This is a genomic window from Saccharothrix isguenensis (assembly GCF_052936305.1).
Genome location: NZ_CP193626.1, coordinates 3,268,300 through 3,294,560, shown reverse-complemented (window position 1 = coordinate 3,294,560; position 26,261 = coordinate 3,268,300). Strand labels below are relative to the sequence as shown.

The 26,261-nt window shown below is 72.0% G+C and carries 28 protein-coding genes; 19 read left to right on the top strand and 9 right to left on the bottom strand.

Annotation, left to right across the window (positions count from 1 at the left end):
- The first annotated feature begins 35 nt into the window (after positions 1-35).
- Entirely contained in the window at positions 36-896 is an 861-nt protein-coding gene (locus ACRAKI_RS15325; protein WP_447007748.1) for an MFS transporter, read from the top strand.
- Positions 897-915: 19 nt separating this feature from the next.
- Positions 916-1,269 carry an MmcQ/YjbR family DNA-binding protein gene (locus ACRAKI_RS15320; RefSeq protein ID WP_447007747.1) on the top strand — a complete coding sequence of 118 codons (354 nt, stop codon included), beginning with the start codon at positions 916-918 and terminating at the stop codon, positions 1,267-1,269.
- Positions 1,270-1,347: 78 nt separating this feature from the next.
- Here ACRAKI_RS15320 and ACRAKI_RS15315 read toward each other — a convergent pair whose 3' ends face one another.
- Positions 1,348-1,968 carry an arsenate reductase ArsC gene (locus tag ACRAKI_RS15315; RefSeq protein WP_447008429.1) on the bottom strand — a complete coding sequence of 207 codons (621 nt, stop codon included), beginning with the start codon at positions 1,966-1,968 and terminating at the stop codon, positions 1,348-1,350.
- 27 nt (positions 1,969-1,995) lie between these two features.
- Here ACRAKI_RS15315 and ACRAKI_RS15310 point away from each other — a divergent pair, with 27 nt between their 5' ends.
- From ACRAKI_RS15310 to ACRAKI_RS15290, 5 genes are all read left to right on the top strand, one after another.
- Complete coding sequence (locus ACRAKI_RS15310; RefSeq protein ID WP_447007746.1) at positions 1,996-2,691, top strand: arsenate reductase/protein-tyrosine-phosphatase family protein; 696 nt, start codon at positions 1,996-1,998, stop codon at positions 2,689-2,691.
- Positions 2,692-3,402, top strand: coding sequence for an aquaporin (locus ACRAKI_RS15305; RefSeq protein ID WP_447007745.1), 711 nt, complete (start codon positions 2,692-2,694; stop codon positions 3,400-3,402). It abuts the gene before it with no gap.
- Positions 3,399-3,809 carry an arsenate-mycothiol transferase ArsC gene (locus ACRAKI_RS15300; RefSeq protein WP_447007744.1) on the top strand — a complete coding sequence of 137 codons (411 nt, stop codon included), beginning with the start codon at positions 3,399-3,401 and terminating at the stop codon, positions 3,807-3,809. The genes ACRAKI_RS15305 and ACRAKI_RS15300 overlap by 4 nt, the downstream gene beginning before the upstream one ends.
- 74 nt (positions 3,810-3,883) lie before the next feature.
- Positions 3,884-4,600 carry a spermidine synthase gene (locus ACRAKI_RS15295; protein ID WP_447007743.1) on the top strand — a complete coding sequence of 239 codons (717 nt, stop codon included), beginning with the start codon at positions 3,884-3,886 and terminating at the stop codon, positions 4,598-4,600.
- 92 nt (positions 4,601-4,692) lie between these two features.
- Positions 4,693-4,839 (top strand): DUF1059 domain-containing protein, encoded by a 147-nt coding sequence (locus ACRAKI_RS15290; protein ID WP_063797683.1) that lies wholly within the window; start codon positions 4,693-4,695, stop codon positions 4,837-4,839.
- Between the two features lie 31 nt (positions 4,840-4,870).
- Here ACRAKI_RS15290 and ACRAKI_RS15285 read toward each other — a convergent pair whose 3' ends face one another.
- Entirely contained in the window at positions 4,871-6,622 is a 1,752-nt protein-coding gene (locus ACRAKI_RS15285) for a sigma-70 family RNA polymerase sigma factor (RefSeq protein WP_447007742.1), read from the bottom strand.
- A 29-nt stretch (positions 6,623-6,651) separates the two neighbouring features.
- Here ACRAKI_RS15285 and ACRAKI_RS15280 point away from each other — a divergent pair, with 29 nt between their 5' ends.
- The gene (locus ACRAKI_RS15280; RefSeq protein ID WP_447007741.1) at positions 6,652-7,260 is read left to right on the top strand and encodes a substrate-binding domain-containing protein; all 609 of its coding nucleotides are present in this window, start codon (positions 6,652-6,654) and stop codon (positions 7,258-7,260) included.
- A gap of 7 nt (positions 7,261-7,267) precedes the next feature.
- Here the strand turns inward: ACRAKI_RS15280 and ACRAKI_RS15275 are convergent, their stop codons facing one another.
- Positions 7,268-8,479, bottom strand: coding sequence for a trans-sulfuration enzyme family protein (locus tag ACRAKI_RS15275; RefSeq protein WP_447007740.1), 1,212 nt, complete (start codon positions 8,477-8,479; stop codon positions 7,268-7,270).
- Between the two features lie 63 nt (positions 8,480-8,542).
- Here ACRAKI_RS15275 and ACRAKI_RS15270 point away from each other — a divergent pair, with 63 nt between their 5' ends.
- Complete coding sequence (locus ACRAKI_RS15270; RefSeq protein WP_447007739.1) at positions 8,543-9,958, top strand: aminotransferase-like domain-containing protein; 1,416 nt, start codon at positions 8,543-8,545, stop codon at positions 9,956-9,958.
- Between the two features lie 17 nt (positions 9,959-9,975).
- Here the strand turns inward: ACRAKI_RS15270 and ACRAKI_RS15265 are convergent, their stop codons facing one another.
- A complete protein-coding gene (locus ACRAKI_RS15265) occupies positions 9,976-10,890 on the bottom strand; it encodes an IS982 family transposase (protein ID WP_447002037.1) in 915 nt (304 codons plus the stop codon).
- 170 nt (positions 10,891-11,060) lie between these two features.
- Here ACRAKI_RS15265 and ACRAKI_RS15260 point away from each other — a divergent pair, with 170 nt between their 5' ends.
- Positions 11,061-12,287: an NAD(P)/FAD-dependent oxidoreductase gene (locus ACRAKI_RS15260; RefSeq protein WP_447007738.1), complete on the top strand. Its 1,227-nt coding sequence runs from the start codon at positions 11,061-11,063 to the stop codon at positions 12,285-12,287.
- Here the strand turns inward: ACRAKI_RS15260 and ACRAKI_RS15255 are convergent.
- Entirely contained in the window at positions 12,275-13,063 is a 789-nt protein-coding gene (locus tag ACRAKI_RS15255; RefSeq protein ID WP_447007737.1) for an endonuclease/exonuclease/phosphatase family protein, read from the bottom strand. The genes ACRAKI_RS15260 and ACRAKI_RS15255 overlap by 13 nt on opposite strands.
- Before the next feature lie 76 nt (positions 13,064-13,139).
- A complete protein-coding gene (locus ACRAKI_RS15250) occupies positions 13,140-13,955 on the bottom strand; it encodes a hypothetical protein (RefSeq protein WP_447007736.1) in 816 nt (271 codons plus the stop codon).
- 165 nt (positions 13,956-14,120) lie between these two features.
- Here ACRAKI_RS15250 and ACRAKI_RS15245 point away from each other — a divergent pair, with 165 nt between their 5' ends.
- The 5 genes from ACRAKI_RS15245 (at position 14,121) to ACRAKI_RS15225 (ending at position 19,604) form a co-directional block, all read left to right on the top strand.
- Positions 14,121-15,212 (top strand): sensor histidine kinase, encoded by a 1,092-nt coding sequence (locus tag ACRAKI_RS15245; RefSeq protein WP_447007735.1) that lies wholly within the window; start codon positions 14,121-14,123, stop codon positions 15,210-15,212.
- Positions 15,209-15,874: a response regulator gene (locus ACRAKI_RS15240; RefSeq protein ID WP_447007734.1), complete on the top strand. Its 666-nt coding sequence runs from the start codon at positions 15,209-15,211 to the stop codon at positions 15,872-15,874. Before ACRAKI_RS15245 ends, ACRAKI_RS15240 begins: the two co-directional genes overlap by 4 nt.
- A 114-nt stretch (positions 15,875-15,988) precedes the next feature.
- Positions 15,989-16,411, top strand: a complete 423-nt coding sequence (locus tag ACRAKI_RS15235) for a hypothetical protein (RefSeq protein WP_447007733.1) — start codon at positions 15,989-15,991, stop codon at positions 16,409-16,411.
- A 3-nt stretch (positions 16,412-16,414) separates the two neighbouring features.
- Complete coding sequence (locus ACRAKI_RS15230; protein WP_447007732.1) at positions 16,415-17,782, top strand: DJ-1/PfpI family protein; 1,368 nt, start codon at positions 16,415-16,417, stop codon at positions 17,780-17,782.
- A gap of 145 nt (positions 17,783-17,927) precedes the next feature.
- Positions 17,928-19,604 carry a ribonuclease J gene (locus ACRAKI_RS15225; protein WP_447007731.1) on the top strand — a complete coding sequence of 559 codons (1,677 nt, stop codon included), beginning with the start codon at positions 17,928-17,930 and terminating at the stop codon, positions 19,602-19,604.
- Between the two features lie 54 nt (positions 19,605-19,658).
- Here ACRAKI_RS15225 and ACRAKI_RS15220 read toward each other — a convergent pair whose 3' ends face one another.
- Together ACRAKI_RS15220 and ACRAKI_RS15215 are read right to left on the bottom strand one after the other, a co-directional pair.
- Positions 19,659-21,122 carry a flavin-containing monooxygenase gene (locus ACRAKI_RS15220; RefSeq protein WP_447007730.1) on the bottom strand — a complete coding sequence of 488 codons (1,464 nt, stop codon included), beginning with the start codon at positions 21,120-21,122 and terminating at the stop codon, positions 19,659-19,661.
- 187 nt (positions 21,123-21,309) lie between these two features.
- Positions 21,310-22,050 (bottom strand): FadR/GntR family transcriptional regulator, encoded by a 741-nt coding sequence (locus ACRAKI_RS15215; protein WP_447007729.1) that lies wholly within the window; start codon positions 22,048-22,050, stop codon positions 21,310-21,312.
- Positions 22,051-22,166: 116 nt separating this feature from the next.
- Between ACRAKI_RS15215 and ACRAKI_RS15210 the strand changes: the two genes are divergently transcribed.
- Together ACRAKI_RS15210 and ACRAKI_RS15205 are read left to right on the top strand one after the other, a co-directional pair.
- A complete protein-coding gene (locus ACRAKI_RS15210; protein ID WP_447007728.1) occupies positions 22,167-22,715 on the top strand; it encodes a gluconokinase in 549 nt (182 codons plus the stop codon).
- A gap of 37 nt (positions 22,716-22,752) precedes the next feature.
- On the top strand, positions 22,753-24,141 hold the full coding sequence (locus ACRAKI_RS15205) for a GntP family permease (protein WP_447007727.1): 1,389 nt from the start codon (positions 22,753-22,755) through the stop codon (positions 24,139-24,141).
- Positions 24,142-24,219: 78 nt separating this feature from the next.
- Here ACRAKI_RS15205 and ACRAKI_RS15200 read toward each other — a convergent pair whose 3' ends face one another.
- Positions 24,220-24,678 (bottom strand): DoxX family protein, encoded by a 459-nt coding sequence (locus tag ACRAKI_RS15200; RefSeq protein ID WP_447008428.1) that lies wholly within the window; start codon positions 24,676-24,678, stop codon positions 24,220-24,222.
- A gap of 86 nt (positions 24,679-24,764) precedes the next feature.
- Here ACRAKI_RS15200 and ACRAKI_RS15195 point away from each other — a divergent pair, with 86 nt between their 5' ends.
- Positions 24,765-25,316 carry a TetR/AcrR family transcriptional regulator gene (locus ACRAKI_RS15195; RefSeq protein ID WP_447007726.1) on the top strand — a complete coding sequence of 184 codons (552 nt, stop codon included), beginning with the start codon at positions 24,765-24,767 and terminating at the stop codon, positions 25,314-25,316.
- A gap of 237 nt (positions 25,317-25,553) precedes the next feature.
- Positions 25,554-26,261: an SGNH/GDSL hydrolase family protein gene (locus ACRAKI_RS15190; RefSeq protein WP_447007725.1), complete on the top strand. Its 708-nt coding sequence runs from the start codon at positions 25,554-25,556 to the stop codon at positions 26,259-26,261.

The window sequence follows — 26,261 nt, the reverse complement described above, 5'->3', positions numbered from 1 at the left end:
GTGGTTCTACGGGGTGGGTGCTGGTCGGGGTGGCGATGGCCGGGGTGTTGTACCAGCCGGCGTTCGCCGCCCTGACCCGCTGGCACGGCGAGGACCGCCGGGTGGCCGCGCTGACCGTGGTGACGTTGGCGGGTGGGCTGGCGAGCACGGTGTTCGCCCCGCTCACCGACGCGCTGGCCGGGCAGTTCAGCCGGCGGGAGACGTACCTGGTCCTCGCCGCGCTGCTGGCCGTGCTCACGGTGCCGGCGCACCTGTTCGGCCTGCGGCTGCCGTGGCCCGCCCACCCGGCGGCGACGGACGCCCGCCGTCCGACCACGATCGTCCGCAGCCGCCCGTTCGTGTTGCTCGTGGTCTCGATGAGCGTCGGCGCGCTGGCCGTGTACGGGATCGTCGTCGCCCTCGTGCCGCTGTTCGTCGAACGGGGCGTCTCGGCCACCACCGCCGCCTGGGCGCTCGGCCTGAGCGGCGTCGGCCAGGTACTCGGACGCCTCGGCTACGGCCGCCTGGCGGCGAAGTTCGGCGTGCAGGCCCGGACCGCCGGTGTCCTCCTCGCGGCGGCCACCACCACCCTCCTCCTGGGACTCGTCCCCGGTCCGGCGGTCGCTCTCGTCGCCGCCGCAGTCCTGGCGGGTGCCGTCCGTGGCATCTTCACGCTCACCCACGCCACCGCCATCTCCGAGCGCTGGGGCACCGCCCACTACGGACGGCTCAGCGGCGTCCTCCACGCGCCGCTGACGGTCACCGGCGCCGTCGCGCCGTGGGCCGCGATCGCGCTCGCCGGGCCGCTGGGCGGCTACCCGGCGGTGTTCACCCTGCTGGCGGTGTTGGGAGTGATCGCGGCGGCGATCGCCCTCAAGTCCGTGCCGTCAGGACGGGAGACTTACACTCCGCAGTAGGACGTCTCAGGGGGCTGCGGTGGCTGTGGGTAGTGACGAGTTCTTCCGCGTGGTGAACGCGCTCGTCGAGGTCGAACGCACGGACAGCGGGCAGTACAGCTCGTTCAGCGTGCGGGGCAAGCGGTTCGGCTACTACTGGCCGAACACGCAGACCGTCGGCCTCAAGCAGACCATCTCCGAACAGCTCGCGCTGGTGGCCGAACGGCCGGACGTCTTCGAGGAGCAGTTCACGTCCGGTGGTTTCGGCTGGGTCGTCGTCTACCTGGAGGGCATCGAGGCCGACGAGCTGGCCGAGCTGGTCTTCGAGGCGTGGCGGCTGTCCGCGCCCGAGGAGCTGGTCGCCCTGGTACCCGACCCGGCCCACTCCGGCTGACGGTTGCGAGGGCTGCCGATTCGGGGCCTGGCGGTTCAAGGCCTGGAGGTCCAGGGCCGACGGTTCAGGGCCGGCAGCTCAGGCGACCGGCACGTCGAGGTCGGCGAGCAGGGCGCGGACCCGGCGCTCGACCTCGTCGCGCACCGACCGGACGTCGGCCACGTCCCGGCCCGCCGGGTCGTCCAGGGTCCAGTCCAGGTAACGCTTGCCGGGGTGGACGGGGCACGCGTCGCCGCAGCCCATGGTGACCACGACGTCGGCGGCGCGGATGATCTCCTCGGTCCACGGCTTGGGGAACTCGCCGGTGATGTCGATGCCGCGTTCGGCCATCGCCTCGATCGCGGACGGGTTGATCTCGAAGCCCGGTTCGGAGCCGCCCGACCACGCCACGGCCGCGTCACCGGCGAGGTGCCGGAAGAACCCGAGCGCCATCTGGCTGCGACCGGCGTTGTGCACGCAGAGGAACAGGACGGTCGGCTTGCCGTCCTGGTGGCGCCCGTCAACCCGGGCCAGGGCGTGCAGGCGCTGACGGGCGAACCGCTCGGCCGGCAGCGGCAAGTAGTTCGGGATGGTGCTGTGCGCGGCGAACTGGTCGTGACTGGAGTGGAGGAACCGCTCGATGGTCTCAGCACCGAACACCCCGTCGAACGACTCCCGTGATTGTTGAGTATTGCGGCGGACGTCAACAGGTTGACCCAGCGGACCCGCTCAAGCATCATTGAGTCAATGACTACTGACTGGCCTCCAGGCACGGCGGCTCGTGCGCGCGTGCACGCGGCCCTCGGCGAGCCCGCCCGGCTCGCCCTGGTCGACCTGCTCGTGCTCGGCGACGCCTCCCCCGGCGAGGTCGGTCGCAAGCTCGGGCTGCCCAGCAACCTGCTCGCCCACCACGTCAAGCTGCTCGAACAGGCCGGCGTCGTCGAGCGGTCCCGCTCGGAGGGCGACCACCGGCGCACCTACCTGCGCCTGCGCACCGCCGCGCTGGCCGACCTCGTGCCCACCGGCCGGCGGCAGGCGCCCCGGGTCGTGTTCGTGTGCAGCCACAACTCCGCCCGCTCGCAGCTGGCCGCGGCCCTGTGGAAGAAGCGCAGCACCGTCCCGACCGCGAGCGCGGGCACCCGACCGGCCGACCGGGTCCACCCGCTGGCCGTCGCCACCGCTCGCAGCAACGGCTTGTCGCTGACCCGCGCCCGCCCCCACCACCTGGACGAGGTGCTGCGCCCCGACGACCTGGTCGTCGCGGTCTGCGACAGCGCCCACGAAGAACTCGACGACTCACCGCACACCGACCGGCTGCACTGGTCCGTGCCCGACCCTGCCGCCGTCGGCACCGAGCACGCGTTCGACACCGCCTACCGCGATCTCGCCGACCGCGTCGAACGCCTCGTGCCCGCCGTCCGCCCCGCCTCCGAGGGATCCTGAATGCCGCGCCCGCTCGCCCACCGGCTGCTCGCCGAGTACCTCGGCAGCCTGCTGCTCGCCGCCCTGGTGATCGGCTCCGGCATCGCCGCCCAGACCCTCTCCCCCGGTGACGTCGGCCTCCAACTGCTGGAGAACGCCGCCGCCACCGCCGTCGGCCTCTACGCCATCATCCTGATCTTCGGCCCGGTCAGCGGCGGCCACTTCAACCCCGCCGTGTCCCTCGCGGACGCGCTCCTCCGCAACCTCGCCTGGCGCGACGTCCCGGTCTACGCGCTCGCCCAGGTGCTCGGCTGCATCACCGGCGCGGTCGTCGCCAACACCATGTTCGACGCCGCACCCATCAGCATCAGCACCACCGAACGGGCCACCTTCGCGCACGGGCTGTCCGAGGTGGTGGCCACCGCAGGCCTGCTGCTCGTCATCTTCTCGCTGGTCCGGTCCGGTCGGGCCGCCATCGCGCCCGCCGCCGTCGGCGCCTACATCGGCGCGGCCTACTTCTTCACCAGCTCCACCAGCTTCGCCAACCCCGCCATCACCGTGGGCCGCGCGTTCAGCGACTCGTTCGCCGGCATCGCACCCTCCTCCGTGCCGGTCTACGTGCTGGCCCAACTCGTCGCCGTGGCGGTGGCCGTGCCGCTGCTGCGCCTCCTCTACCCGGTCCCGACCACCGTCGACAGCACCGCACCCGTCACCGAAGGGCAAGTCCGTTGAACCGCAAGCCCGAAGTCCTGTTCGTCTGCGTGCACAACGCCGGCCGCTCACAGATGGCCGCCGCGCTGCTCCAGCACTACGCCCTCGGCCGCGTCGCGGTCCGCTCGGCCGGCTCCGCGCCCGCCGACAAGGTCAACCCGGCCGCCTCCGAGGTACTGGCCGAGCTGGGCCTCGACATCACCGCCGAGGTGCCGTCCAAGCTCACCACCGAGGACGTCGAGGCCTCCGACGTCGTCATCACCATGGGTTGCGGCGACACCTGCCCCGTCTTCCCCGGCAAGCGCTACCTGGACTGGGAGCTCGAAGACCCGGCCGGCCAGGGCGTCGACGCCGTCCGCCCCATCCGCGACGACATCGACCGCCGCGTCCGCAACCTGCTCGCCGAACTCCTCGACGCGCCCGCGTAGTCTCGGGCCCCCCGCGAATCGGACCGTTCGATCCGGGTGATTCCCCGACAGCGGACCGACAGCGGAGGTAGCCGATGAGCGCGCGTTTCCAGGAACTCGACTGGCGGCGGACGCCCCTGGGGGAACTCGTCCTCCGCCGCCGGTGGGACCCGATGTTCGACCGCGAGGTCCACGAGATCAAGCTCAACGACGAATACCTGATGTCGAGCCTCTTCACGGTGTCCGAAGTGGAGATGGCGCACCTGGCGCTGGCGGACCTGCCCGCGCCGCTGGACGTCGTCGTGGGCGGGCTCGGCCTCGGCTACACCGCGCGGACCGTGCTGGAGAACCCGAACGTGCGGTCGATGCTCGTCGTGGACGCCCTCGGCGAGGTCATCGACTGGCACCGGCAGGGGCTGCTGCCCGGCGGCGCGGAGTTGGCCGCCGACCCGCGCTGCCGGCTGGTCCACGGCGACTTCTTCGCGCTCGCGCGCTCCGGCGACGGCCTCGACCCGGAAGCGCCCGGCCGTCGCTTCCACGCGGTCATCGTGGACATCGACCACTCGCCGCGCCACCTGCTGCACCCGGACAACGCCGACTTCTACCAGCCGGAAGGCCTCCGCCGGATGGCCGACGCCCTGCACCCCGGCGGCGTGTTCGCCCTGTGGTCGAACGAGCCGCCGGACGACGAGTACACCGCGGCGCTGACCGACCGGTTCGACCACGTCAGCGCCGAGATCGTGCGCTTCCCCAACCCGCTGCAGCAACGGGAGGCGACCAGCACGGTCTACGTGGTGAAGACCGCCGGCTGACCGGCCGCTACGGGTGCGCGAACCCGAACCGGCTCCACGCCCGCGCCACCGGCAGTAAAGTCGACCCGGAGATCACTTCTTCGGAGGGTGCAATGAAGCGCAACATCACCTGCCCGTGCGGGGAGCACATCACGGGTCAGGACGAGGACGACCTCGTGACCAAGACCCAGCAGCACCTCAAGGAGAACCACCCGGGGCACGACTACTCCCGGGACGAGATCCTCTTCATGGCTTACTGAACCACCAGAACCACCTCGGTGCGGTCGCGGTCTACTTCTGCTTCTTCTTCGACGTGACGGTGACGGGGAACTCCACCGTCACCGGCGGCGCCGAACCGGCCGTGACCGTGCCGCTGACCGCACCGCCGACCGCCTTGGGGCCGGCGAGCAGGCGGAGCACGAACGTCACCGAGCCGCCCGCGGCCAGCTCCCGACCGGCCGCGCACGTCACCGTGCCCTGGCCCGCCGGACACCCGATGGTCTGCTGGGCGGAGCCGTCGAACCGCACCAACACCTTGCCGCGCAGGTTGCCACCGGGACCGACCACCCGGACGCCCTCGGGCAGCGACAGCACGAGCGTCGGCGACGGCACGGGCGTCCGGCCGGGGTTGCGGATGGTGACCGGCACGTCGACGGGCGGGCCACCGGTGTTCATGGTGAAGCCCTCCGGCACGACCGGCACCAACGGCGCTGACGACTCGGACGGCTTCGGGGCGGGCTCATCGGTGGTGGTCACCTCGGCGGTCGGCCCGGTCGGCGGTACCGGTTCCACCACGGACGTCGCCGAGCCCAACGTGGTCGGATGCGTCGCGCCGGTCACCTTGGTGGCCGCGGACCGGGGCGCCGTGGTCGACCTGGGCTTCTGCGAGTCGGCGTTCACCGTGGGAGGCAGGGCCTCCGCGGTCGGGACGGCCGTCCTCGGCGCGGTGTTCAGACCCCACACCACGGCGAACACCACCGCCGTGGTCGAGGCGGCGACGCCGAGCCACGGCGCGACCGAGTTGGCCGCCGCACCCACCGCACCCGCCACCGCACCCGCCGCCGCACCCGCCGCCGTGCCGGCCTTCGCCGCGCCCGCCGACGCGGCCAGGTAGCCGGTGACCCCGGTGCCCAGCACCAGCGGCGCGATCACCGCTCGCAACGTGCCGTTGACGTCGGCCAGCTCGGCGGCGAGAGCACGGCAGTGGACGCACTCGTCCAGGTGCGCCTCGACCTGGGCGGCTTCACGCCGGTTGAGGCCGCCTCGGGTCCACGAGCCGAGCTTGGCGACGGTGGCGCGGCAGCGGTTCGTCGGGTTCCGCTCCAGGTGTGCCTGGAGGTACGCCGTCTTGAGGCCTTCACGGGCCCGGTAGGCCAACGCGGAGGCGCCGTTGGCGGTCAGCCCGAGCATCGGCGCCAACTGCGCGGCGGTCTGGCCCTCGATCTCGGTGTGCCACAACACCGTCTGCCACCGCTCGGGCAGGCTCTCGAACGCCCGGGTGGCCAGCGACCGCTCCAGCGTCGCCACGGCCGGGTCCTGGAAGGGCACCGTGGTGACCTTCTCGACGCCCGACACCGCCTCGACGTCGTCGACGAGCCTGAGCCGCTTGTCCCGCCGCGTCCGGTCGTACGCGCTGTGGCGCACGGCCGTCAGCAGGTAGGCGCGGAACGCCGAGTCCGGCCCCAGGCCCGCGCGCAGCACGTCGAGCACCTTGGCGAAGGCCTCCGAGACGAGGTCGTCGGCCTCGGCGCCCGACTGGGACAGGTGCCGGGCCAGGTTCCGAGCGGCGGTGACGTGGCGCTCGTAGAGCAGCCCGTACGCCTGGACCTCCCCGTCCCGCACGGCCTCGATCAACTCCGCGTCGGCCGGCGGCCGGACGTGCCCCGTCTCCGCGTGCCCCGTCTCCGCGTGCCCCGTCTCCGCATGTCCCGTCTGCGCATGTCCCGTTCGAGCGTGCAGGGCGTGGTCGAGGTCGTCGCGCAGGCCGGCCAGGTCGGCGGTTCGCCACCGGTCCAGGGAGCGTTCGTCGGGATGCCCGATCAACCGGACTTCTCCTTCCCGGCACGGCATGTATGCACGGAGTGCGATATGGACCATATCGAAGGGCCGGCCGTGAGTTTCGTCGAGATACCCTCTGCCGGGCCAGTCCTGACCGCCCAACGGCGGACAGCGGGAACAAGATCGGCCCGGGACGCGACTTCCCGCACACTGCGGCCGTGACGGAGCGTATCGCGGACGGTCAGCGACGCGGGCGCCGACGGGGCGAGCCGCCACCGCCGGATCGCGGTGATCGGCGGCCCACTCGACGGCGGGCTGGTACGCACCGGCGAGTTCATTTTCGAGGACGGCTCGGACCTCGGCCGCGAGCTGTTGACCCGGTCGGGCCCGCCGACGGCCGTGCTGTGCGGCAACGACCTCCAGGCGCTCGGCGTCTACGCGGCGGCCTGGCGCCTCGGCCTGAGCTCCCGCACGACCTCAGCGTGGCGGGCTTCGACGACATCGACAACTCCCTCTGGTGCTGCCCACCTATGACCACCGTGCGGCAGCCGCCGGCCGAGATGGGCGCGACGGCCGCCCGGATGCTCATGACCCTCGCCGCAGGCGACACGCCCGTCCAGACGCGGGTCGAGCCGGCCACCACGCTCGTGGAGCGCGACAGCGCCTCGACGCCCGAGGCCTGAGCCCACGTCACGCGCGGTCACCCGGCCCGCGCCCCTCCGGGCCTTTGCGGGCGGTGACCTCGCAGCGGTCCAGTGCCCGGGCGATGTCGTCCCACAGGTCGTCCGCGGCCTCGATGCCCACCGACAGCCGGATCGTGCCGCCGGTGATGCCGTTCGCGTTCAGCTCGTCCTCGGTGAGCTGGCGGTGCGAAGTGCCGGCCGGGTGCAGCACCAGCGTCTCCGTGCCGCCCAACGACGGCGCCAGGCGGACCAGGCCGAGGCCGGTGACGAACCGCCGGCCCGCGTCCGCGTCGGCCACGTCGAACGAGAAGGTGCTGCCGTAGCCGTCGAGGAGACGGGACGCCACGGCGTGGCTGGGGTGGGTGTCGAGACCGGGCCAGTGCACCTCCCGCACCGCGGGGTGCCCGTCCAACCGGCGGGCCAGGACCTCGGCGTTCCGCTGGTGCCTCTGGACGCGCAGCGCCAGGGTCTGCAGTCCGCGGATGGTGAGCCAGGCGGCGAACGGGTCCGGGGTGACGCCCAGCTCGATGGAGTGGTGCCAGGTCGCGCGGTGACGGGCGGCGTCGGCGAAGACCGCCACGCCGCCGGTCACGTCGCTGTGGCCGCCGAGGTACTTCGTGGACGAGTGGACGACGACGTCCGCGCCGTGCTCGACCGGGCGGCACAGCAGAGGTGAGGCGAAGGTGTTGTCCACGACCACGAGCACGTCGTCACCCGCGACGGCGGCGAGCGCGGGTAGGTCGCTGACGTGGCCCGTGGGGTTCGCGATGGTCTCCAGGTAGAGGACCTTGGTCTCGGGGCGCACCGCGGCGCGGACCTCGTCCGGGTCGTGGCCGCCGACGTACGTGACGGTGATCCCCCAGCGTTCCTCCAGGTCGTGGAGGAGGGCGAGGGTGCCGCCGTAGAGCGCGCGCTGGGCGATCAGGTGGTCGCCGGTCCGCAGGTTCGCCAGCAGCACGGCGTTGATCGCGCCCATCCCGGAGGCGGTCGCGAGGGCCGCCGCGCCGCCTTCGAGTGCCGCAACGGCGTTCTCGAGCGCCCGGACCGTGGGGTTGCCGAGCCGGGTGTACACGAACGCGCCGTCCGGTCTCGTCATCCCGTCGGCGAAGGCGTCGAGGTCGTCGAACGAGAAGCCGGAGGTCTGGTACAGCGGCACGGACAGGGGCCTGCTGGTCAGGGCGGGTGCTTCGGTGTGCACAACGCGGGTGTCAGGCTGCATGGGACGAGCTTGCGGGCGGAAGTGGTGTGGGACCAGGTCCAATCCGGCTAGATTGGTCCCATCGTGAAACCAATTGCCGTGGACGACCTGGCGGGGCGGCTCGGACGCTGGTCGGCGGGCCGGGGCTCGCTGTACCTGCTCCTGGCCGCGCGCCTGCGCGAGCTGATCGACGAAGGTCTGCTGCCCTCGGGCACGGTGCTGCCGCCGGACCGGTCGCTGGCCTCGGGGCTCGCGGTCGGGCGGACGACGGTGATCGCGGCGTACGACCTGCTCCGGCAGGAGGGACGGCTGACCCGGCGGCGCGGCAGCGGCACGTGGGTGTCACCGGGCGGCCGTGCGGGGGCTGCCCGGGAGACGACGGCTCCGGAGGGGACGGCGAACCCGATGTTCGTGAACCTCCTGGAGCCGCCCGACGGCGTGCTCCAGTTCGCCTGCGCCGGGCCGTTGACGCCACCGACCGGGCTGGTCGAGGCCCACCGGCGGGCGCTGGACCGCCTCGGCGAGGTGGACCTGGGCTACCACCCGTCCGGGCACCCGGCGCTGCGGGCCGCGCTCGCCGCCCGGTACCGCGGTCTCGGCGTGCCGACGACGGCCGACCAGGTCCTGGTGACCACCGGCGCGCAGCAGGCGTTGGCGCTGCTGACCCGCGCGCTGGTGCGGCCGGGTGACGAGGTGCTGGTGGAGGCGCCGACGTACCCCGGCGCACTGGACCTGTTCCGCGAGGCCGGGGCGGTGGTCCGGGCGGACGACGACCTCGCCGGCGCGCTGGGACGGGGCAGCCCGGTGCTGGTGTACGCGATGCCCTCGTTCCGCAACCCCAGCGGCACGTCGTTGAGCCCGCTGGAGCGGCGGCGGCTGATCCGGGTCGCGGGCGACGTGCCGGTGGTGTTCGACGAGGTGCCGGCCGAACTGGACCTGACCGGTGCGCCGGTCCAGCCGCCCGACGCGGAGGCCGTCACCGTGGGGTCGTTGAGCAAGGTCGTGTGGGGCGGGCTGCGGGTCGGCTGGGTGCGCGCCGACGCGGCGCTCGTCGCCCGGCTGGCCCGGTTCAAGGCGGTGCAGGACCTCGGCAGCGCGGTGCTGGACCAGCTCGTGGCGGTGGAGTTGGTGGCCGACTTCGAGGCCGTGCGGTCGGCCCGCGTCACGGCGTTGCGGCGGCAGCACGACCACCTGTGCGCGCGGCTGCGGGAAGAGCTGCCGGAGTGGGAGTTCACGCCCGCGCTGGGCGGCCAGACGCTGTGGGTCCGGCTGCCCGGCGTCGACGCCGCGTCCTTCGCCCAGGTGGCGCTGCGGCACGGGGTGGCGGTGCTGCCCGGCGGTTCGCTCGACCCGACCGGCCGCAGCGGTGACCGGCTGCGGCTGCCGTTCAGCGCGGAACCCGAGGTGATCGGCACCGCGGTGGCCTGCCTGGCGGACGCGTGGCGCGCGTTCGCCGCCGACCCGGCCCGACCGCCGCTCGTCGCCTCGATGTCCGTCTAGATGATTGATTCCAAGGGTTAGTGGTCGTAGGCGGTCAGGGAGCGCTTGATCGGCTGGTCGGTGTGGTCGTTGTGCCAGATGGCGGCGGTCAGGGCGAGGATGCGTTGCAGGACGCGGGCGATGACCCCGGTGGGTGTGCGTCCGCCGTGTCGTTCGAGGTCGAGTTGGGCTTTGAAGGTCTGGTTGATCGACTCGATGGTCTGGCGCAGTGGTTTGAACAGGGCTGCGCCGGGCCGTTCGGCTTCGCCTTTGCGTGCCGGGCGCAGCAGCCGGAGGCCGGTGTCGGCCAGGGCGTGTTCGAAGTCGCGGCCGTAGTACTGCCGGTCGGCGATCAGGACCTGGCCGGGACGCTCGACCGCGAGCGTCGGGTCGGCGTCGAGGATACCGAGCAGGGTGGTGCGTTCGTCGGCCTTCGCGCCGGTCAACGCGAAGGCGATCGGCAGGCCGCCCAGGGTGCAGACCAGGTGCAGCCGCAGGCCCCAGAAGAAGCGGGAGTGCGAAGCGCAGTAACCGTACTCGGCCCATCCGGCCAGGTCGGAGCGTCGCGTGGTCTCCCGCGACCGGCCGCACTCCACCGGCGTGGAGTCGACCACCCACACGTCGTCGGTCCACAGTGCGGTGTCGACGGCCAACAGCCGGATGACCGCCTTGACCAGGCCGGACGCCTTGCGCAGCCGCTTGTTGTAGCCGGGCTGTAGGGGCAGGTAGCGGAACAGATGCCTTAGATGCGCGCGGGCGTGGCGTAACCAGCGGGCCTCGGAGGTGAATCCGAGCAGGGCCTGCATCACCGCCAGGGTGACCAACTCCGCGTCGGTCAGGCGGGGTCGCAGGCCGACCTTCGGACGCCACGGCGCGAGGTGCGGCGCGTCCCTCAATAGGTCGTCGGTTCTGACATAGAGTGCGGTCGCGAGGGTGTCAATGTCGGTCGTCACAACCCGTACATCGACACCCTCGCCCCACATCTCCAGGTGCCTACCCCTTGGAATCAATCATCTAGGCATCAGGCGACCTCCTCCGCCCGACGTGACCTGCCTCATGGGCTGTCACAGCCTCCGATCACGCGGTGTCTTGTGCTCGAACCGCTGACAACGGAGGAGAAACCATGGCTCTGAACACCGATGTGGTCGTGATCGGCGGCGGGTACGCCGGTGTCATGGCGGCCAATCGCCTGAGGCAGCGCGACGACGTGACCGTGACCCTGGTCAACCCGCGCGCGACCTTCGTCGAGCGGATCCGCCTGCACCAGCTGGTGGGCGGCACGCACGGCGCGGTGGTCGACTACGAGGACGTGCTGGCCGACGGCATCCGGCTGGTGGTCGACACCGTGACGCGGATCGACGCGGCCGAGCGGGGCGTCACGGTGGCGACCGGTGGCGTGATCGGCTACGACTACCTCATCTACGCGGTGGGCAGTGGCAGCGCCGACCCGACCGTGCCCGGCGCGGCCGAGTTCGCGTACCCGATCGCCACCTTCGAGGACGTGCAACGGCTGCTGCCGGTCCTCGACGCCGCGCCGGCCACCGCCCCGGTCGTCGTGGTGGGGGCCGGTCCGACCGGCATCGAGACCGCCACCGAACTGGCGGAGGCCGGCCGCGAGGTGACCCTGGTGTGCGGCGGGGTGCTCGGCCCGTACCTGCACTCCCGGGGCCGGCGCTCGGTCGCCAAGCAGATGGCCCGGCTCGGTGTGACCGTCCTCGACGGCCCCGACTCGACGGTGACGGCCGTGGCGCGCGACGCCGTGCGGCTCGCTGACGGCCGCGAGCTGCCGAGCGCGGTGACCATCTGGACCGCGGGGTTCGGCGTGCCCGATTTGGCCGCGCGCAGCGGGCTGAGCACCGACGCCCTGGGCCGCCTGCGGACCGACGAGACGTTGACCAGCATGGACGACGTGCGCATCGTCGCGGCCGGCGACTCGGCGGCGCCCTCGGACCTGCCGCTGCGGATGAGCTGCCAGGCCGCGATGCCGCTGGGCGCGCGGGCCGCCGACACGGTGCTGAGCCGGATCGCGGGCGAGGAGCCCTCGACCCTCAACCAGGTGTTCGCGGGTCAGTGCATCAGCCTGGGCCGGAGCGCCGGCATCTTCCAGTTCGCCCACCGGCACGACGTCGCGGTGGGGTTCCACGTCGGCGGACGCCCTGGCGCGAAGCTCAAGGAGATCGTGTGCAAGGGCACCGTCAGGCACCTGGCCCACGAGGCGGGCAAGCCCGGTTCGTACCGCCTGCACAAGGTCTCGGGAGGCCCCAGGCGCGGGCAGCTGATCGAGGCCAGGCACGGCGAGGCGCCGGCCGGCGCCGACCGAGTGGCCCAGACCTGCGCTCAGAACGTGTAGTTGACGACGAACGCCGGGTGGTCGGTGCGGTACATGGCGTACTTCTGGGTCGACACGAACGTCAGGGTGCGGGCGATGACGTGCTGCACGTCGCCGTCGCCCTTGCGGAACCAGCCCGACGGCACGCAGTTCTGGGCGTTGGTGGCCGAACCCGGGCTGTACCTCAGGTTCAGGTCGCCGACCACCACGTGCCGCGTCGTCGCGGAGCCGGTGGGGTCGTGGGACAAGGCGGTCGCGGGCACCAGCTCGCGGCACTGCGCGAGCGCCGTCGTGCCGGTCGTGCTCAGGTGCGTGGTGCAGGCGGTGAAACCACGCACCGCGCCGAGCGCGCAGGCCCAGGCCCGGATCTCGTTGCCGCCGTCCTGGGCCGCGTAGGTGCCGTGGCCGCCGGCCGCGATGCCTTCCTTGACGACGATCCCGCTGCCGTACGCGCCGCGGTCGGCCGTGCACTGGTAGTTCGAGTTCGTGGACCTGTTGCGCACGAACGCGAACCGGTACGCGGCGGTCGCGCCCACGGCGGCGGTCAGGCGGGGCAGGTCGGACAGGCACACCTCGTTCACCGAGACCACGTCCGGCAGCCGGCGCTGGATCATCACGACGGCTTCGTCCACCGCGCGCCTGCCCTGGTAGCAGCCGGCGACGCCGCTGTTGCACAGGTTCAGCTGCAGGACCTTGAACGCGGTGGCGGCGGCGGCCGGGACCGACAGCAGTCCGCCCAGCAGGAACACGACCAGGACGGAACCGGTGAATCGGCGCGGGAGGCCCATGCGGACCATGCTCACACCCGGCGGCGCAACCGCCGTACCGCCAAGCGGAGCCCTGCCGCGTCGGCACTTCGGGACACCGGACCGCTCACTTGTTGTGCAGGCCGCCGTGGAGGTGCCCGACCTGGATGGCCGTCCCGGCGTTGCTGCCGCTCATGATGTTCGTGGTGACTGTTCCGGAGGGGGTGGCCGGCGCCTGCTGCACGGCCTGCGCCGCGTCGAGGTCCTGCTGGTACTCGGCGATGCCGTGGGACAGCAGGTCGCCGCTGGGTTTCGGCACGTACAGGTAGACCGTGCCGCTGTACTCCTTGATCCGCACGAACCTCGGCACCACCCGGGACGCGGACAGGGTGGCGTAGCCGGCGGCCAGCACGTCGTCGAACACCCGCTGGGACAACGCCACCGAGAGGAACGTCTGGTCCGGGTCCGAGCGGGTGAGGACATCGCGGACGGGCTGGGCGTCGAGCAGCCGGTGGGTGGTGATCACCGCGTTGCCGACGACCGCCGCGGCGCCCCCCGGACCGGCTTCGCGGACCGGTCCCACGTTCAGGCTGGCCCGCATCCGCAGGCGCAACCCCCGGTCGCGGGCGCGCAGCCGGGCGTCCCGCTCGGCCAGCACGTCCTGGAGCGCGTCGAAGAACCCGCTGACCACGGCCGGCAGGTGACGGGTGTCGAAGCCGATGCCGAACCCGTCCCCCGTGTTGTGCGGGAACAACGCCTCCTGCCACACGCGCCCGAGCCCGGCGCGTTCGAAGGCGAGGGCGACGACATCGGGCACGACCTCCACCAGGTGCGCCTGACCGGGGTCGGAGTTGGCGCCGAACTCCTTGGTGTCGACCACGAGGACGGCGCGGTACGGCGGGAGGTCGACCGGGTCGCCGCCTTCGACACCGTGATCCGGCATGTCGTTCCTCCTTGGCGCACTGCGCGGACGTGACCGGTGTAGTTATCCCACAATGTGAGCGTGAAAGCAGCGGAGACACGGCCTGGCCGGCGTCCGCGGACAAGCGGAGGCCCACGTTTGACCACGGCGTTCGGGGGCGAGCACAGTGATGGCGTGCAGTGGGCGTTGAGCGTTCTGACGGTGATCGCGTACGCGACGCTGCCGCTGGGATCGGCGAGCTACGAGCAGGAACTCGTGCCGACGCTGCTGGTCGGGCTGGTCTACGGCCTGATCGCGATCTTCGGCTTCCAGTGGGTCCGGGGCCGGGGCCGGGCGTTCGCCGTGGTCTACGCGTGCGTCCAGGTGCCGCTGGGTTTCGTGCTCTTCGCGCTGTCGGGGGCGGCGGTCGGCGCCGTGCTGCTGCTGGTCGTCCTGGTCTCGCAGAGCGTGCTGCTGCTGCCGACGCCCGGCGCCGCCGTGGTCGCCGCCGTCATCCCGCTGATCCACGTCGACATGGACTGGCCCGACGGGCTGCGGGAAGGGCTGAACACGCTGGCCGTCACCACGTTCACGCTGGTCGTGACGCTGCTGCTGGTGCGCGAGCAGCGTGCCAGGGCGGAACTCGCGGCGGCCAACGACCAGCTGCGCGGGTACGCCGCCCAGGCCGAGCAGCTCGCGACCACGCAGGAGCGCAACCGGCTCGCCCGTGACATCCACGACGGGTTGGGCCACCACCTGACCGTCGTGCAGATGCTGCTGCAGGCCGCGCGCGCGGTGATCCCGACCGCCGACCCGGAACGGCTCGACACCATGCTGGCCAAGGCGCAGGACCAGTCGAAGCAGGCGCTGGCGGAGGTACGCCGCTCGGTCGCCGCACTGCGCGAACCCCGATCGGAGCCGCTGGTGGACGCGTTGCGGGCGTTGGCGGGCGAGGCCGCCGAAGCCGGTGTGCCGACCGAGGTCGAGGTCCACGGCGCGGTCCGGGCGGTCCGGGTCGAGGTGGAGGAATCGCTGTTCCGGGCCGCGCAGGAGGGGTTGACCAACGTCCGGAAGCACGCGGGCGCTTCGTCGGCGAACGTCGTGCTGGACTTCGACCACGACGACCTGGTCCGGCTGGAGGTGCGTGACGACGGCCGCGGGCTGCGGGAGGACGTGCCACCGGACACCGGGTTCGGCCTGGTCGGGCTGCGTGAACGGGTGGCGGACCTGGGCGGGCGGGTGTCGGTCGACTCGGCCGCCGGGCGCGGCCTGACGCTGACCGTCGAGGTGCCGGCGTGAGCGCGCCGGGTTCCGCCGTGCGGGTGCTGATCGTCGACGACCAGGCCCTGTTCCGGGAGGCGTTGGCGACGCTGCTGGAGGTGCAGCCGGAGATCGAGGTGGTCGGCGAGGCCGGCAACGGCGAGGAGGCCGTGCGGCGGTGCGCCGAGCTGCGGCCGGACGTGGTGCTGATGGACCTGCGGATGCCGGTGCTGGACGGCATCGCGGCGACCGACCGGTTGAGGGTGGAGCAGCCCGGGGTGCGGGTGCTGGCGCTGACCACGTTCGACGACGACGCGGAGGTGTTCGCGGCGCTGCGGGCCGGCGCGGTCGGGTACCTGCTCAAGGACGTGTCGTCGGCCCGGTTGGTGGAGGCGCTGGTCGCGGCACGGCGCGGCGAGTCGGTGCTCCAGCCGTCGGTCGCGGCCAAGGTCGTGGCCAGGGTGGCCCGGATGCCGCACGAGGACGCCCCGGTGCGGCGACCACTGGCCGTGCCGCTGTCGGAACGTGAGCTCGACGTCGTCCGACTGCTCGCCGAGGGCCGCAGCAACCGCGAGATCGCGGGGAGCCTGTTCCTCGCCGAGGGCACCGTGAAGAACCTCGTCACCGGCGTGTTGGCCAAGCTCCGGGTGCGCGACCGCACGCAGGCGGCGTTGCGGGCCAGGGAACTCGGCCTGTGCTGACCGCCGGGGGTCATGCCGGGCTCATGACCTGACGCATGACCTTCGGCACCTGACCGCGCGCCCCCGGCGGCCGACGATCTCCGTAGCACTGCAACCCGCTACGGAGGAGTCGTCATGAACCCCGAACAGCCGATCACCACAGCCCTTCGGACGGAGGCCGAGCCGAGGACGCGCGCCGGGTGGCGGTTCACCCGGCACTTCCTGGAGATGGTCGTCGCCATGGTGGCCGGGATGGTCGTCCTGGAGCCGGTCTGGTCATTCGCGTGGCCCGGTCTGGCGGACGTCGTGACCGCGCACGTGCTGGTGATGGCGACCAACATGTCGTTGGGCATGGCGCTGTGGATGCGGATCCGCCGCCACGGCTGGGCCGGGATCGCCGAGATGTCCGCCGCGATGTACGTGCCTTTTCTCGTGCTGCTGCCGTTCCACTGGACCGGGCTGCTGTCCGAGATGGCGCTGATGACCGCCGGGCACGTGCTGATGGTCCCCGCCATGCTGGTCGCGATGCTGCGCCGCCGGCACGAGTACGGGTGCTGAGCGATGCGTGCCGCCCGCCGGATCGCCGGATCCGCAGTGGTGTTCCTGCTCGCCGCCCTCGCCCTGCCGGCCGCTCTCGGCACACCGACCGCCTTGGGTGCGTTCGACGACCTGTACGCGCCGCGAACCGACAGCGCGTCACCCTCGCCGTCCCCGGTGGCGCACGACCCCTCCAAGCCGACCGCGGTGGTCGTGGTGGGCGACCACGGCGCCGTCGTCTCCGACGCGCTCGCCCCGTACGAGATCCTGGCCACGACGGGCGCGTTCAACGTCTACGCGGTCGCGCCCACCGGTCACCCGGTTCCGCTCACCGGAGGCCTGGACCTCGTCCCCGACCTGGACTTCGGTGAACTGGACCGCCTGCTCGGCGGGTCGGCCGACGTCGTGGTGGTGCCCGCCTTGCCGGACGTCGGCGAGAGCACGTCGAAGCCGGTCGTGGACTGGCTCACCGGGCAGGCCGCCGGTGGATCGCTGGTGCTGAGCATCTGCAACGGGTCACGGGTGCTCGCCGCGGCCGGGCTGCTCGACGGACGTCCGGCCACGTCGCACTGGCTGCGCATCGACGGCGCCGAAGGGCGCCACCCGGCGGTCGACTGGGTCCGGGGCACGCGGTACGTGGACGACGGCGACGTCATCAGCACGGCGGGCATCCTGTCGGGTGTCGACGGCACGGTGCACGTGGTCGAACGGATCGTCGGGCCGGAAGCGGCGGCACGGACGGCCGACGCGGTCGGCTGGCGCCACTACCAGCGCGGCACGGCGGCGTCGATGGCGCAGGCGCACATCGGGCCGGCCGACGCCGTCGTCGGCTTCAACACCGCTTTCGGCTGGGACCGGCCCACCACCGGCGTGCTGCTCACCGACGGGGTCGGGGAGATCGAGCTCGCCTCCGCCTTCGACACCTACGGGCAGTCGCTGGCCGTCCGGACGCTGGCCGTCGGCACCTCACCGGTGCGGTCCCGGCACGGGTTGACGTTCGTTCCCCGGGCATCGCCGACCGACGACCTCGACCGGCTGGTGGTGCCGGGGGCGGTGGCCTCGGACCGGCGTGCGGCGGACCGGTACGCGGACCTCTCGCCGGTCTACCTCCACGGTGAGCCCGGTTTCCCGTTCGACGGCGTGCTGCGGGACCTCACGCGGACCACGGACGTGGCCACGGCGGTGTGGACGGCGAAGGTGTTGGAGTACCCGATCGACCACCTCTCCCTCACCGGGTCGGCGTGGCCGTGGACCCGCACGCTCCGACCGTTCTCGCTGGCCGCACTGGGTGTGGTGGCGGCGCTGGGTGTGGTGCGCGCGGTCCGCGTCACCCGCACCCGCCGTGCGACTGAGCGTGATCGGCCGACTACGCGTGAACTCGTGACGGCGTAACGACTGCGCGCTCCGCCGCCCGTCTCCGGCCGGGGCGACTCCACCGGGGTCGCCCCCGACCGGTGCCACAATGGACGGTTCGCGATCCCGACTGGAGGCCACCTTCTCCGGTCACCCGGCCCACACGTAGCGTGAGGGTGTGACCATGGCTCGAACCTCCGCCCCTCCGCCGCCCCTCGCCGCCGACGCGCTGCGCGTCACCGCCCTGGGAGGGCTCGGTGAAATCGGCCGCAACATGACCGTGTTCGAGCACGACGGCAAACTCCTCGTCGTCGACTGCGGAGTCCTGTTCCCCGAAGAACACCAACCCGGCGTCGACGTCATCCTCCCCGACTGGACCAGCCTGCGCGAACGCCTCCCCGACATCGTCGCCGTCGTCCTCACCCACGGCCACGAGGACCACATCGGCGGCGTCCCCTACCTCCTGCGCGAACGCCCCGACATCCCCGTCATCGGCTCCCGCCTCACCCTCAGCCTGCTCACCGCCAAACTCGTCGAACACCGCATCACCCCCCTCACCGTCGAAGTCGCCGAAGGCCAGGAACTCACCCGCGGCCCCTTCGACCTCGAATTCCTCGCCGTCAACCACTCCATCCCCGACGGCCTCGCCATCGCCATCCGCACCGCCGCCGGCCTCGTCCTGCACACCGGCGACTTCAAAATGGACCAATTCCCCCTCGACGGCCGCATCACCGACCTACGCGGCTTCGCCCGCCTCGGCGAAGAAGGCGTCGACCTCTTCCTCGTCGACTCCACCAACGCCGACGTCCCCGGCTTCACCACCGCCGAACGCGACCTCGCCCCCGCCATCGACGAAGTCTTCCGCACCACCCCCCGCCGCGTCATCGTCTCCAGCTTCGCAAGCCACGTCCACCGCATCCAACAAGTCCTCGACGCCGCCCACACCCACGGCCGCAAAGTCGCCTTCGTCGGCCGCTCCATGGTCCGCAACATGGCCGTCGCCACCGAACTCGGCTACCTCAAAGTCCCACCCGGCCTCGTCGTCGACATCAAACGCATGGACCGACTCCCCCCACGCCAGGTCACCCTCGTCTGCACCGGCTCCCAGGGCGAACCCATGGCCGCCCTGTCCCGCATGGCCGGCGGCGACCACACCATCCAGGTCGAGGAAGGCGACACCGTCCTGCTCGCCTCCTCCCTCATCCCCGGCAACGAGAACGCCATCTACCGCGTCATCAACGGCCTCACCGACCGCGGCGCCAACGTCGTCCACAAAGGCAACGCCAAAGTCCACGTCTCCGGCCACGCCAGCGCCGGCGAACTCGTCTACTGCTACAACATCGTCCAACCCGCCAACGTCCTACCCGTCCACGGCGAAGCCCGACACCTCCGCGCCAACGCCGAACTCGCCGTCCGCACCGGCGTCGACCGCACCCGCGTCCCCATCGCCGCCAACGGCGACGTCCTCGACCTCCACGACGGCCGCATCACCCTCACCGGCCACATCGACATCCACAACATCTACGTCGACGGACAAACCGTCGGCGGCGTCACCGAAGCCTCCCTCGCCCAACGCCGCACCCTCGGCGAAGAAGGCGTCATCACCATCGTCGCCCTCATCGACACCGACACCGGCCAACTCACCGAACAACCCGACTACATCGCCCACGGCTTCGAACACCACCCCACCACCTTCACCCCCGCCACCACCGCCATCGAAAAATCCCTCGCCACCGCAGCCGAACGCGGCATCAAGGACATCGAACAACTCGAACGCCTCATCACCCGCGAAGTCCAGATGTGGGCACAACGCACCTACCGCCGCCGCCCCGTCGTCATCCCCGTCGTCGTCGAGGCATGAGGGTGATCGGGGAGGCGTAAGGCAGTAAGGGCATCCGGGCCTGGTGGCTGTGGTTCACCCACACCCCGTGGGACTGGCCAGGCCCCGGTAGCGGTGTGCGACCCCGCCGGGAAGCAGGTATTCGGCGAGCAGGTTGCGGGCACGGCGGGACGGCAACCCCATGTCGTGCATCAGCTCGTCGGCGCAGTGGATGTCGTAGGGGCCGAAGTCGTAGCCGCCGGAACCGGGGAGCACCTGCTCCTGCCACGCCAGGCGGGCGTCGACGGCTTCCCGCATCTGCTGCTCGTCCGGGTTGGCGCGCAGCGCGTCCCGGAAGTGGTGGGCCAGCCAGTGGGCGGTGAGCTCAACGCCCATGATGTTGTTGAACACCTGCCGGAAACCGACGAACCCCAGCCGGTCGACGCCGGGCGGCACGATGCCCCGGTAGAGGCGCAGCCGCCCGGCGGAATCGTGCACCCGGACGCGCGGGTCCAGGAACGGGAAGACTCTGCGGTGGCCCGTCGCGAACACGATGACGTCCCCCGCCACTTCCTCGCCGGTCGCCAGTCGGAGCCCGTCTCGCGTGTACGCCTCGACCGCGCTGACCTTGGCGTCGATCAGTCCGCGACGGACCGCACGCGCGTAGCCGCGGGGCATGACTCCGGCGTGTGCGAGATGGAAGGGCAGGTCGTGCGCGGGCCGCAGGTGTTCCGGCAACCGGTGCAGGCCCGTGGAGATCAGCATGTCGCGGGCGATGAGCGACCAGAGGGCGCGCTTGACCCGGTCGTCGAGGCGGTCGACCGGGCGGACGCACGCCGGATCGTGGTACCGGGGCAGGAGTGCTTCGCCGAGCCGGGTCATCAGGATCCACTTGTAGTCGACCAGGCCGAGCAGGAGTCGTTCGGGGACCATCCAGTTCACCTTGCGCTGCACGAGCGTGGCGGAGGCCGCCTCGTGCGCGGCGCGGGTGATCAGGTCCAACGCGGACTTGCCGCCGCCCACGACGACCACGCGCCGGCCGGCGAACGTCCCGGCCCGCACCTCGTTGGAGTGCAGCGCGGTCCCGTCGAACAACTCGCGTCCGGGGAGGTCGGGCAGCAGGACGTGGTGGTGCGCCCCGCTGGCGACCACGATGTAGTCGAACGTTCCGCTCCGGACCTGTGCCGCCTCGTCACCGGTGGGCCGGGAGTCGACCGACCAACCGGAAGCGCCCACCCGCCCCTGCCCGTCCACCGGCCGGACGGACGTCACCTCGGTACTCGGCCGGAGCCGGTCCAGCACGCCGAAAGTCCGGGCGTAGTCCTCCAGGTAGCGTCGGCTGTCCACCGCACTGGCGAACCGCAAGCGGTTGGGCAGGTCGGCGAACTCGAAGAGGCGGCGTGAGGACTGGTTGGCCAGGCCGTCGTAGCAGCCGCCCGGTGACCAGGTGCCGCCCACTTCGGCGTACTTGTCGAAGACCGTGACGTCCAAACCGCTCTCCAGCAGGACTTTGGCGGTGACGATTCCCGCCGGCCCGGCCCCGACAACGCACGCTCGCATGGGCTGCCACTCCCCCGGTGATCGGCGCGTCCGGCACGTCCATCATCCCGGTCGGGGACACCCGTGCCCAGGGCCGTGATCCGGACGCCGGGCGTCTGAACGTGGAGTCGGGCGTGCCTGAGCGCGGGGTTCTCGGTGCCTGGGCGTGGGATTCGGGGTGTCTGAGTGGAGGACTCGCGCGGGGTGGTCAGCGCGGGCCGGCGACGGGAGGCCCGTCGACCGGGACCACCGCACTGCGGACCTCCGACACCAACGCGCGCATGGCCTGCTCGGCCGCCTCGGGCCGGCGGGACGCGACCGCCCGCGCGACTTCCTCGTGCAGGTCCAGCGCGGTGGGCACGGGCTTCTCCGGCATGAGCCCCAAGGACGTCCGCCCGCGCAGGACCACCGCCACCACTTCCTTGAGCGCGGCGAACATCTCGTTGCCGCCCGCTTCCAGCAGGAGCGTGTGGAAGGCGATGTCGAGTTCGAGGAACGACTCCAGCGCCCCCGCCTCACCTTCCCGCCGCATCCGGGCGGCGAGGTCGAGCAGCCGGTCGCGCTCCTTCGCCGACGCGTTCCAGGCGGCGCGCGCGGCGGCGACCGGTTCGACCGCGATCCGCAGTTCGGTGAGCGAGCGCAGCTGGGTGTCGCGGTTCGGGCCGGCCAGCTGCCACCAGATCAGCCGGGGGTCGTAGACCTGCCACGCCGACCGGGGCCGCACGGTGATGCCGACTCGGCGCCGGGACGTCACCAGCCCCATCGACTCCAGCACCCGCATGGTCTCGCGGGCGACCGTCCGCGAGACCCCGAACTGTTCCTGGATGCCGTCCAGGGTCAGAACCCGGCCTTCTTCGAGGTCCCCGCTGGTGATCCGCAACCCGATCGTGTCGAGCACGGAGGCGTGGAGGGCATCGCCCGGCCCGCCCACTTGACGTTGTACCGGCACCGCAGAAGCGTAGCCCGCATGGCCTTCCTCAGCCTGCTCTAAGGTGATACCTTTCGCCGCCAAAGGTACTACTTTTCACGTCGATGGTTCTCGTCGCCGCAGCCGAGAGGGGTCCCATGACCACGAGCGCAGATCCCGCCGTGCCGACCTGCGTGGTGGTGATGGGCGTGTCCGGGGCGGGCAAGAGCACGGTCGCCCGGCTGCTGGCGGACCGGCTCGGCTGGCCGATGGCCGAGGCCGACGAGTTCCACCCGGCCGCCAACATCGCGAAGATGTCCACGGGCACCCCGCTCACCGACGACGACCGCGCGCCCTGGTTGGCGGCGATCCGAGACTGGGTCACCCAACGGGCGGCGGCGGGCGACAGCACGGTCGTCACGTGCTCGGCGTTGAAGCGGTCCTACCGGGACGTGCTCCGCGAAGCCGGCGCGCGGGTCCGGTTCCTCTTCCTGGACGGCGCGGGCGAGGTGATCGGCGGGCGGATGGCGCTGCGGTCCGGCCACTTCATGCCGCCGTCGCTGCTCCAGTCCCAGTTCGACGTCCTCCAGCCGCTCCAGTCCGATGAGGACGGAGCGGCCGTGGACGTGCGCGGGACCCCCGAGCTGATCGTCGAGGACGCCGTCACCCGGCTCGACCTCTTGGCCGCGACCCCGGCCGACCACTGAGCCCCATGAGGGAAACCAAGGAGCAACGGAGCTGCCGATGAACACCACAGAAGACTGGGTCCAGACGCTCGGCGCGGGCGCGCTGCTGGGCATCGCGGCGGGCGCGATCGCCCTGCTGCTGATCCTGATCATGTACCTGCGGGTGCACGCGTTCCTGGCGCTGGTGGTGGTCAGCCTCCTCACCGCGTTCGCCGCGGGCATCCCGGCGTCGGCGGTGATCCCCACCCTGACCGGCGGCTTCGGCACCACGCTGGGAAGCGTCGCGCTGCTGGTCGGCCTCGGCGCGATCCTCGGCCGGCTGGTGGAGGTGACGGGTGGCGCGCAGGCGTTGACCGACGCGCTGATCGCCCGGTTCGGCGAGCGCCGCGCACCGCTCGCGCTCGGCATCAGCTCGCTGGTCTTCGGCTTCCCGATCTTCTTCGACGCGGGCCTCGTGGTGATGCTGCCGATCGTCTTCGCGGTGGCGCGCCGGCTCGGCGGCGGTGTGCTGCGCTACGGCCTGCCCGCCGCGGGCGCGTTCTCCGTGATGCACGTGTTCGTCCCGCCGCACCCCGGCCCCGTCGCGGCGACCGAGCTGCTGGGCGCCGACGTCGGCCTGGTCATCCTGTTCGGCCTGCTGCTGGCGATCCCCACCTGGTACGTGACCAGCTACCTGTACGGGCTCTGGGTGGGCAAGCGACTGGTGCTGCCGGTGCCGACGATCCTCAGCGGCGGCCCGCAGGCCGAGCGGGACGAGAACCCGCCGTCCCCGTCGACCGTCGTCGCGCTCCTCCTGCTCCCGCTGCTCATGATCTTCACGAACACCGGGCTGGACGCCGCGCGCGCCGCGGGCTGGGTCGACGGCGACGCCTCCTGGTACGCGGTGGCCCGTGCGCTCGGCTCGACGCCGGTCGCCCTGCTGGTGACCGTGCTCGTGGCCTCGTTCGTGCTGGGCATCCGGCGCGGCAAGGGCAAGGACACCGTCGAGAAGCTGGTCGACTCGGCGCTCGGTCCGGTGTGCGCGGTCATCCTCATCACCGGCGCGGGCGGCATGTTCGGCGCGGTGCTGCGGGCCGGCGGTATCGGTGACGCCCTCTCCGGCGCGTTGGCCGACCTCGGCATGCCGGTGTTCGTGGCCGGTTTCGTGATCGCCGCCGCGTTGCGGGTCGCCCAGGGCTCGGCCACGGTCGCGCTGACCACGGCGGCGGGCCTGATCCAACCGATCGTGCTGGCGGGCGGGTTCAGCGCGCTCGAACTGGTCGCGATCGTGCTCGCGCTGGCGGCCGGTTCGGTGATCGCCAGCCACGTCAACGACTCCGGCTTCTGGCTGGTCGGCCGGTTGATGGGGATGGACGTCCGGACCACGCTGAAGACCTGGACCGTCATGGAGACCACGATCAGCCTGGTCGGCTTCGGGCTCGCCTCGGTGCTGTTCCTGGTCGGCTGACCACCCCGACGCGACGGCCTTCGGGCGGCGAACCGCGACTTGCTCCGGTCGCCGCCCGAAGGCCGTTCGGCGATCGCGTCAGGCGACGGGCGTCGGGACGCGGTCCGCCCGCCGTGCCCGGACGTGGTGCGCGACAACGGCCAGCGTGGCGGCCAGGAACACGATCTGGAGCAGCGTGCGCGGCAGGAGTTGGTCGTCGAGCGAAGGTGAGATGCCCTGCTCGGCCGCGTAGACGTTGGCCGGGAACATGGCGACGAGCAGCACGCTCAGTCCCCCTGCCGCCCACGGCGCGGTCCGCCACCACAGCAGGCCCACCACGCCCGCGAACTCCAGCACGCCGGTCACGGTGACAAGCAGCCCCGGCTCGGGCAGCGCGGGCGGGACCATGGCGATCAACTCGTCGCGCATGCCGATGAAGTGCGCGCCCGCGGTGAGCGAGAACATCGCGGCCAGGCCGCCCCGCAGGGCGACCGACCAGTGCTTGCGGAACAGCAGCAGAGCCGCTGAAACGACGATCAGGACCACGAACGGCGCCATGGCGGCCTCCCCCTGGAACAGGAACTTGTCACCGACAAGATGCACCGGCCGCCCTCATCTTGTCAACGACTAGATACGCTGACGGCATGAGCCCCTACCACCACGGCGACCTCCGACGGGCCGTGCTGGCCGCCGCCGTCACCGCGATCACCGAGAACGGCCCCACCGCGATCAGCCTGCGCGACCTGGCCCGCCGCGTCGGTGTCTCGCACGCCGGGCCGGTGCACCACTTCAAGGACAAGGCCGGTCTGCTCACCGCGTTGGCCGCGGAGGGTTTCGAGCTGCTCGCCGACGCGCTCGTCGAGACGCGGGACGGCGGTGGGGACTTCATCGAGATCGGTGTCGCCTACGTGCGCTTCGCCATCGAGCACAGGGCGCACTTCGAGGTGATGTTCCGCCCGGACCTCTACCACGCGGACGACGAGTCGGTGTCCGTCGCGGAGGAGCGCGCGCGGGCGGTGTTGGTCAGCGGGGCGCACCGAGTGGCCGGTGACCGCGACCCGGACATCGCGAAGCTGGCCGCGTGGTCCCTGGTGCACGGCTTCGCCACGCTGTGGAACACCGGTGCGCTGTCCGCTCCCGGCGACGACCCGGAAAGCACCGCGCGGGCGGTCGCCGGGATGCTCTTCGTGGAGTAGGCCGCTGGTACCGCCTCGCCGATCGACGTGGTCCACCGGCGTCGACCGCCTTCGTGAGAACCTGTCGCCCGGTGTCCGGTGGAGAGCCGGCTGAGATCAGTGTCACTAGGGTGGGTGGGTTCTTGTGGGCGAGTGGTGCCGATGCCATGCTCCAGCCATGAGACTTGGGGGCGGTTTCGCGGTTGACCAGGAGTTAGCCGGGTCGGCGGAGCGACGGGTCGACGAGGGGGCAGGCGCGTGAATCCCCTGCTGATGCCGATCGTCGCCGCCCAGGGCATCTGGGTGCGGAAATCGATCAAGCTCCTGCCGCCGGCCGCCGGTCCGACCACGGGTTCGGCGGGTGACGCCGCGGACGGTGAGGCGGTGCGCATCGCCGTCCTGGGCGAGTCCACCGCCGCGGGTTGCGGTGTCGACGCGCACGACGACGGGTTCCCCGGCAGCCTGGCCCGCACGATCGCCGAACGCACCAATCGGCCCGTCACGTGGGAAGCGATCGGACAGCACGGCGCGACGGCCCGCCGGATCCGCTACAAGCTCCTCCCCCAGCTCGGTGAAGACCTGACGGTCGCGGTGCTCCTCGCGGGCGCCAACGACGTGCTCGGCCGACGCACCCCGGCACAGTGGACGGAAGACCTCGGCGCGGTGGTGGACGAGCTGGGCAAGCGCGCCGAACACGTCGTGGTGGTGGGCATCCCGCCGTTCAAGACGTTCCCGTCGCTGCCGGGCACGCTGCGCCGCTACCTCTCCCACCGCGCGGGCGCGCTCGACGCCGCTTCCCAGCAGGTGTGCGCGGCGCGACCGGGCGCGTTGTGGATCAACTCCACCGACGTGATGCCGATCGGCCCGGACTTCTTCTCCGAGGACCGCTTCCACCCGTCGGCCTACGGCTACCTCCGCTGGGCGCAGTCCGTCGCCGACCACATCCCGCTCGCGAACGCCGTCTGA

Bases quoted from the DNA above. Each gene is read 5' to 3' on its own strand.
- ACRAKI_RS15280 (WP_447007741.1), top strand. From the start codon at position 6,652: ATGCACGGAGTGCGATATGGACCATATCGAAGGGCCGGCCGTGAGTTT.
- ACRAKI_RS15275 (WP_447007740.1), bottom strand. From the start codon at position 8,479: ATGCAGCCTGACACCCGCGTTGTGCACACCGAAGCACCCGCCCTGACC.
- ACRAKI_RS15305 (WP_447007745.1), top strand. From the start codon at position 2,692: ATGCCGCGCCCGCTCGCCCACCGGCTGCTCGCCGAGTACCTCGGCAGC.
- ACRAKI_RS15325 (WP_447007748.1), top strand. From the start codon at position 36: ATGGCCGGGGTGTTGTACCAGCCGGCGTTCGCCGCCCTGACCCGCTGG.
- ACRAKI_RS15230 (WP_447007732.1), top strand. From the start codon at position 16,415: ATGCGTGCCGCCCGCCGGATCGCCGGATCCGCAGTGGTGTTCCTGCTC.
- ACRAKI_RS15220 (WP_447007730.1), bottom strand. From the start codon at position 21,122: ATGCGAGCGTGCGTTGTCGGGGCCGGGCCGGCGGGAATCGTCACCGCC.
- ACRAKI_RS15260 (WP_447007738.1), top strand. From the start codon at position 11,061: ATGGCTCTGAACACCGATGTGGTCGTGATCGGCGGCGGGTACGCCGGT.
- ACRAKI_RS15205 (WP_447007727.1), top strand. From the start codon at position 22,753: ATGAACACCACAGAAGACTGGGTCCAGACGCTCGGCGCGGGCGCGCTG.
- ACRAKI_RS15295 (WP_447007743.1), top strand. From the start codon at position 3,884: ATGAGCGCGCGTTTCCAGGAACTCGACTGGCGGCGGACGCCCCTGGGG.
- ACRAKI_RS15290 (WP_063797683.1), top strand. From the start codon at position 4,693: ATGAAGCGCAACATCACCTGCCCGTGCGGGGAGCACATCACGGGTCAG.
- ACRAKI_RS15235 (WP_447007733.1), top strand. From the start codon at position 15,989: ATGAACCCCGAACAGCCGATCACCACAGCCCTTCGGACGGAGGCCGAG.
- ACRAKI_RS15310 (WP_447007746.1), top strand. From the start codon at position 1,996: ATGACTACTGACTGGCCTCCAGGCACGGCGGCTCGTGCGCGCGTGCAC.
- ACRAKI_RS15195 (WP_447007726.1), top strand. From the start codon at position 24,765: ATGAGCCCCTACCACCACGGCGACCTCCGACGGGCCGTGCTGGCCGCC.
- ACRAKI_RS15210 (WP_447007728.1), top strand. From the start codon at position 22,167: ATGACCACGAGCGCAGATCCCGCCGTGCCGACCTGCGTGGTGGTGATG.
- ACRAKI_RS15255 (WP_447007737.1), bottom strand. From the start codon at position 13,063: ATGGTCCGCATGGGCCTCCCGCGCCGATTCACCGGTTCCGTCCTGGTC.
- ACRAKI_RS15250 (WP_447007736.1), bottom strand. From the start codon at position 13,955: ATGCCGGATCACGGTGTCGAAGGCGGCGACCCGGTCGACCTCCCGCCG.
- ACRAKI_RS15200 (WP_447008428.1), bottom strand. From the start codon at position 24,678: ATGGCGCCGTTCGTGGTCCTGATCGTCGTTTCAGCGGCTCTGCTGCTG.
- ACRAKI_RS15225 (WP_447007731.1), top strand. From the start codon at position 17,928: ATGGCTCGAACCTCCGCCCCTCCGCCGCCCCTCGCCGCCGACGCGCTG.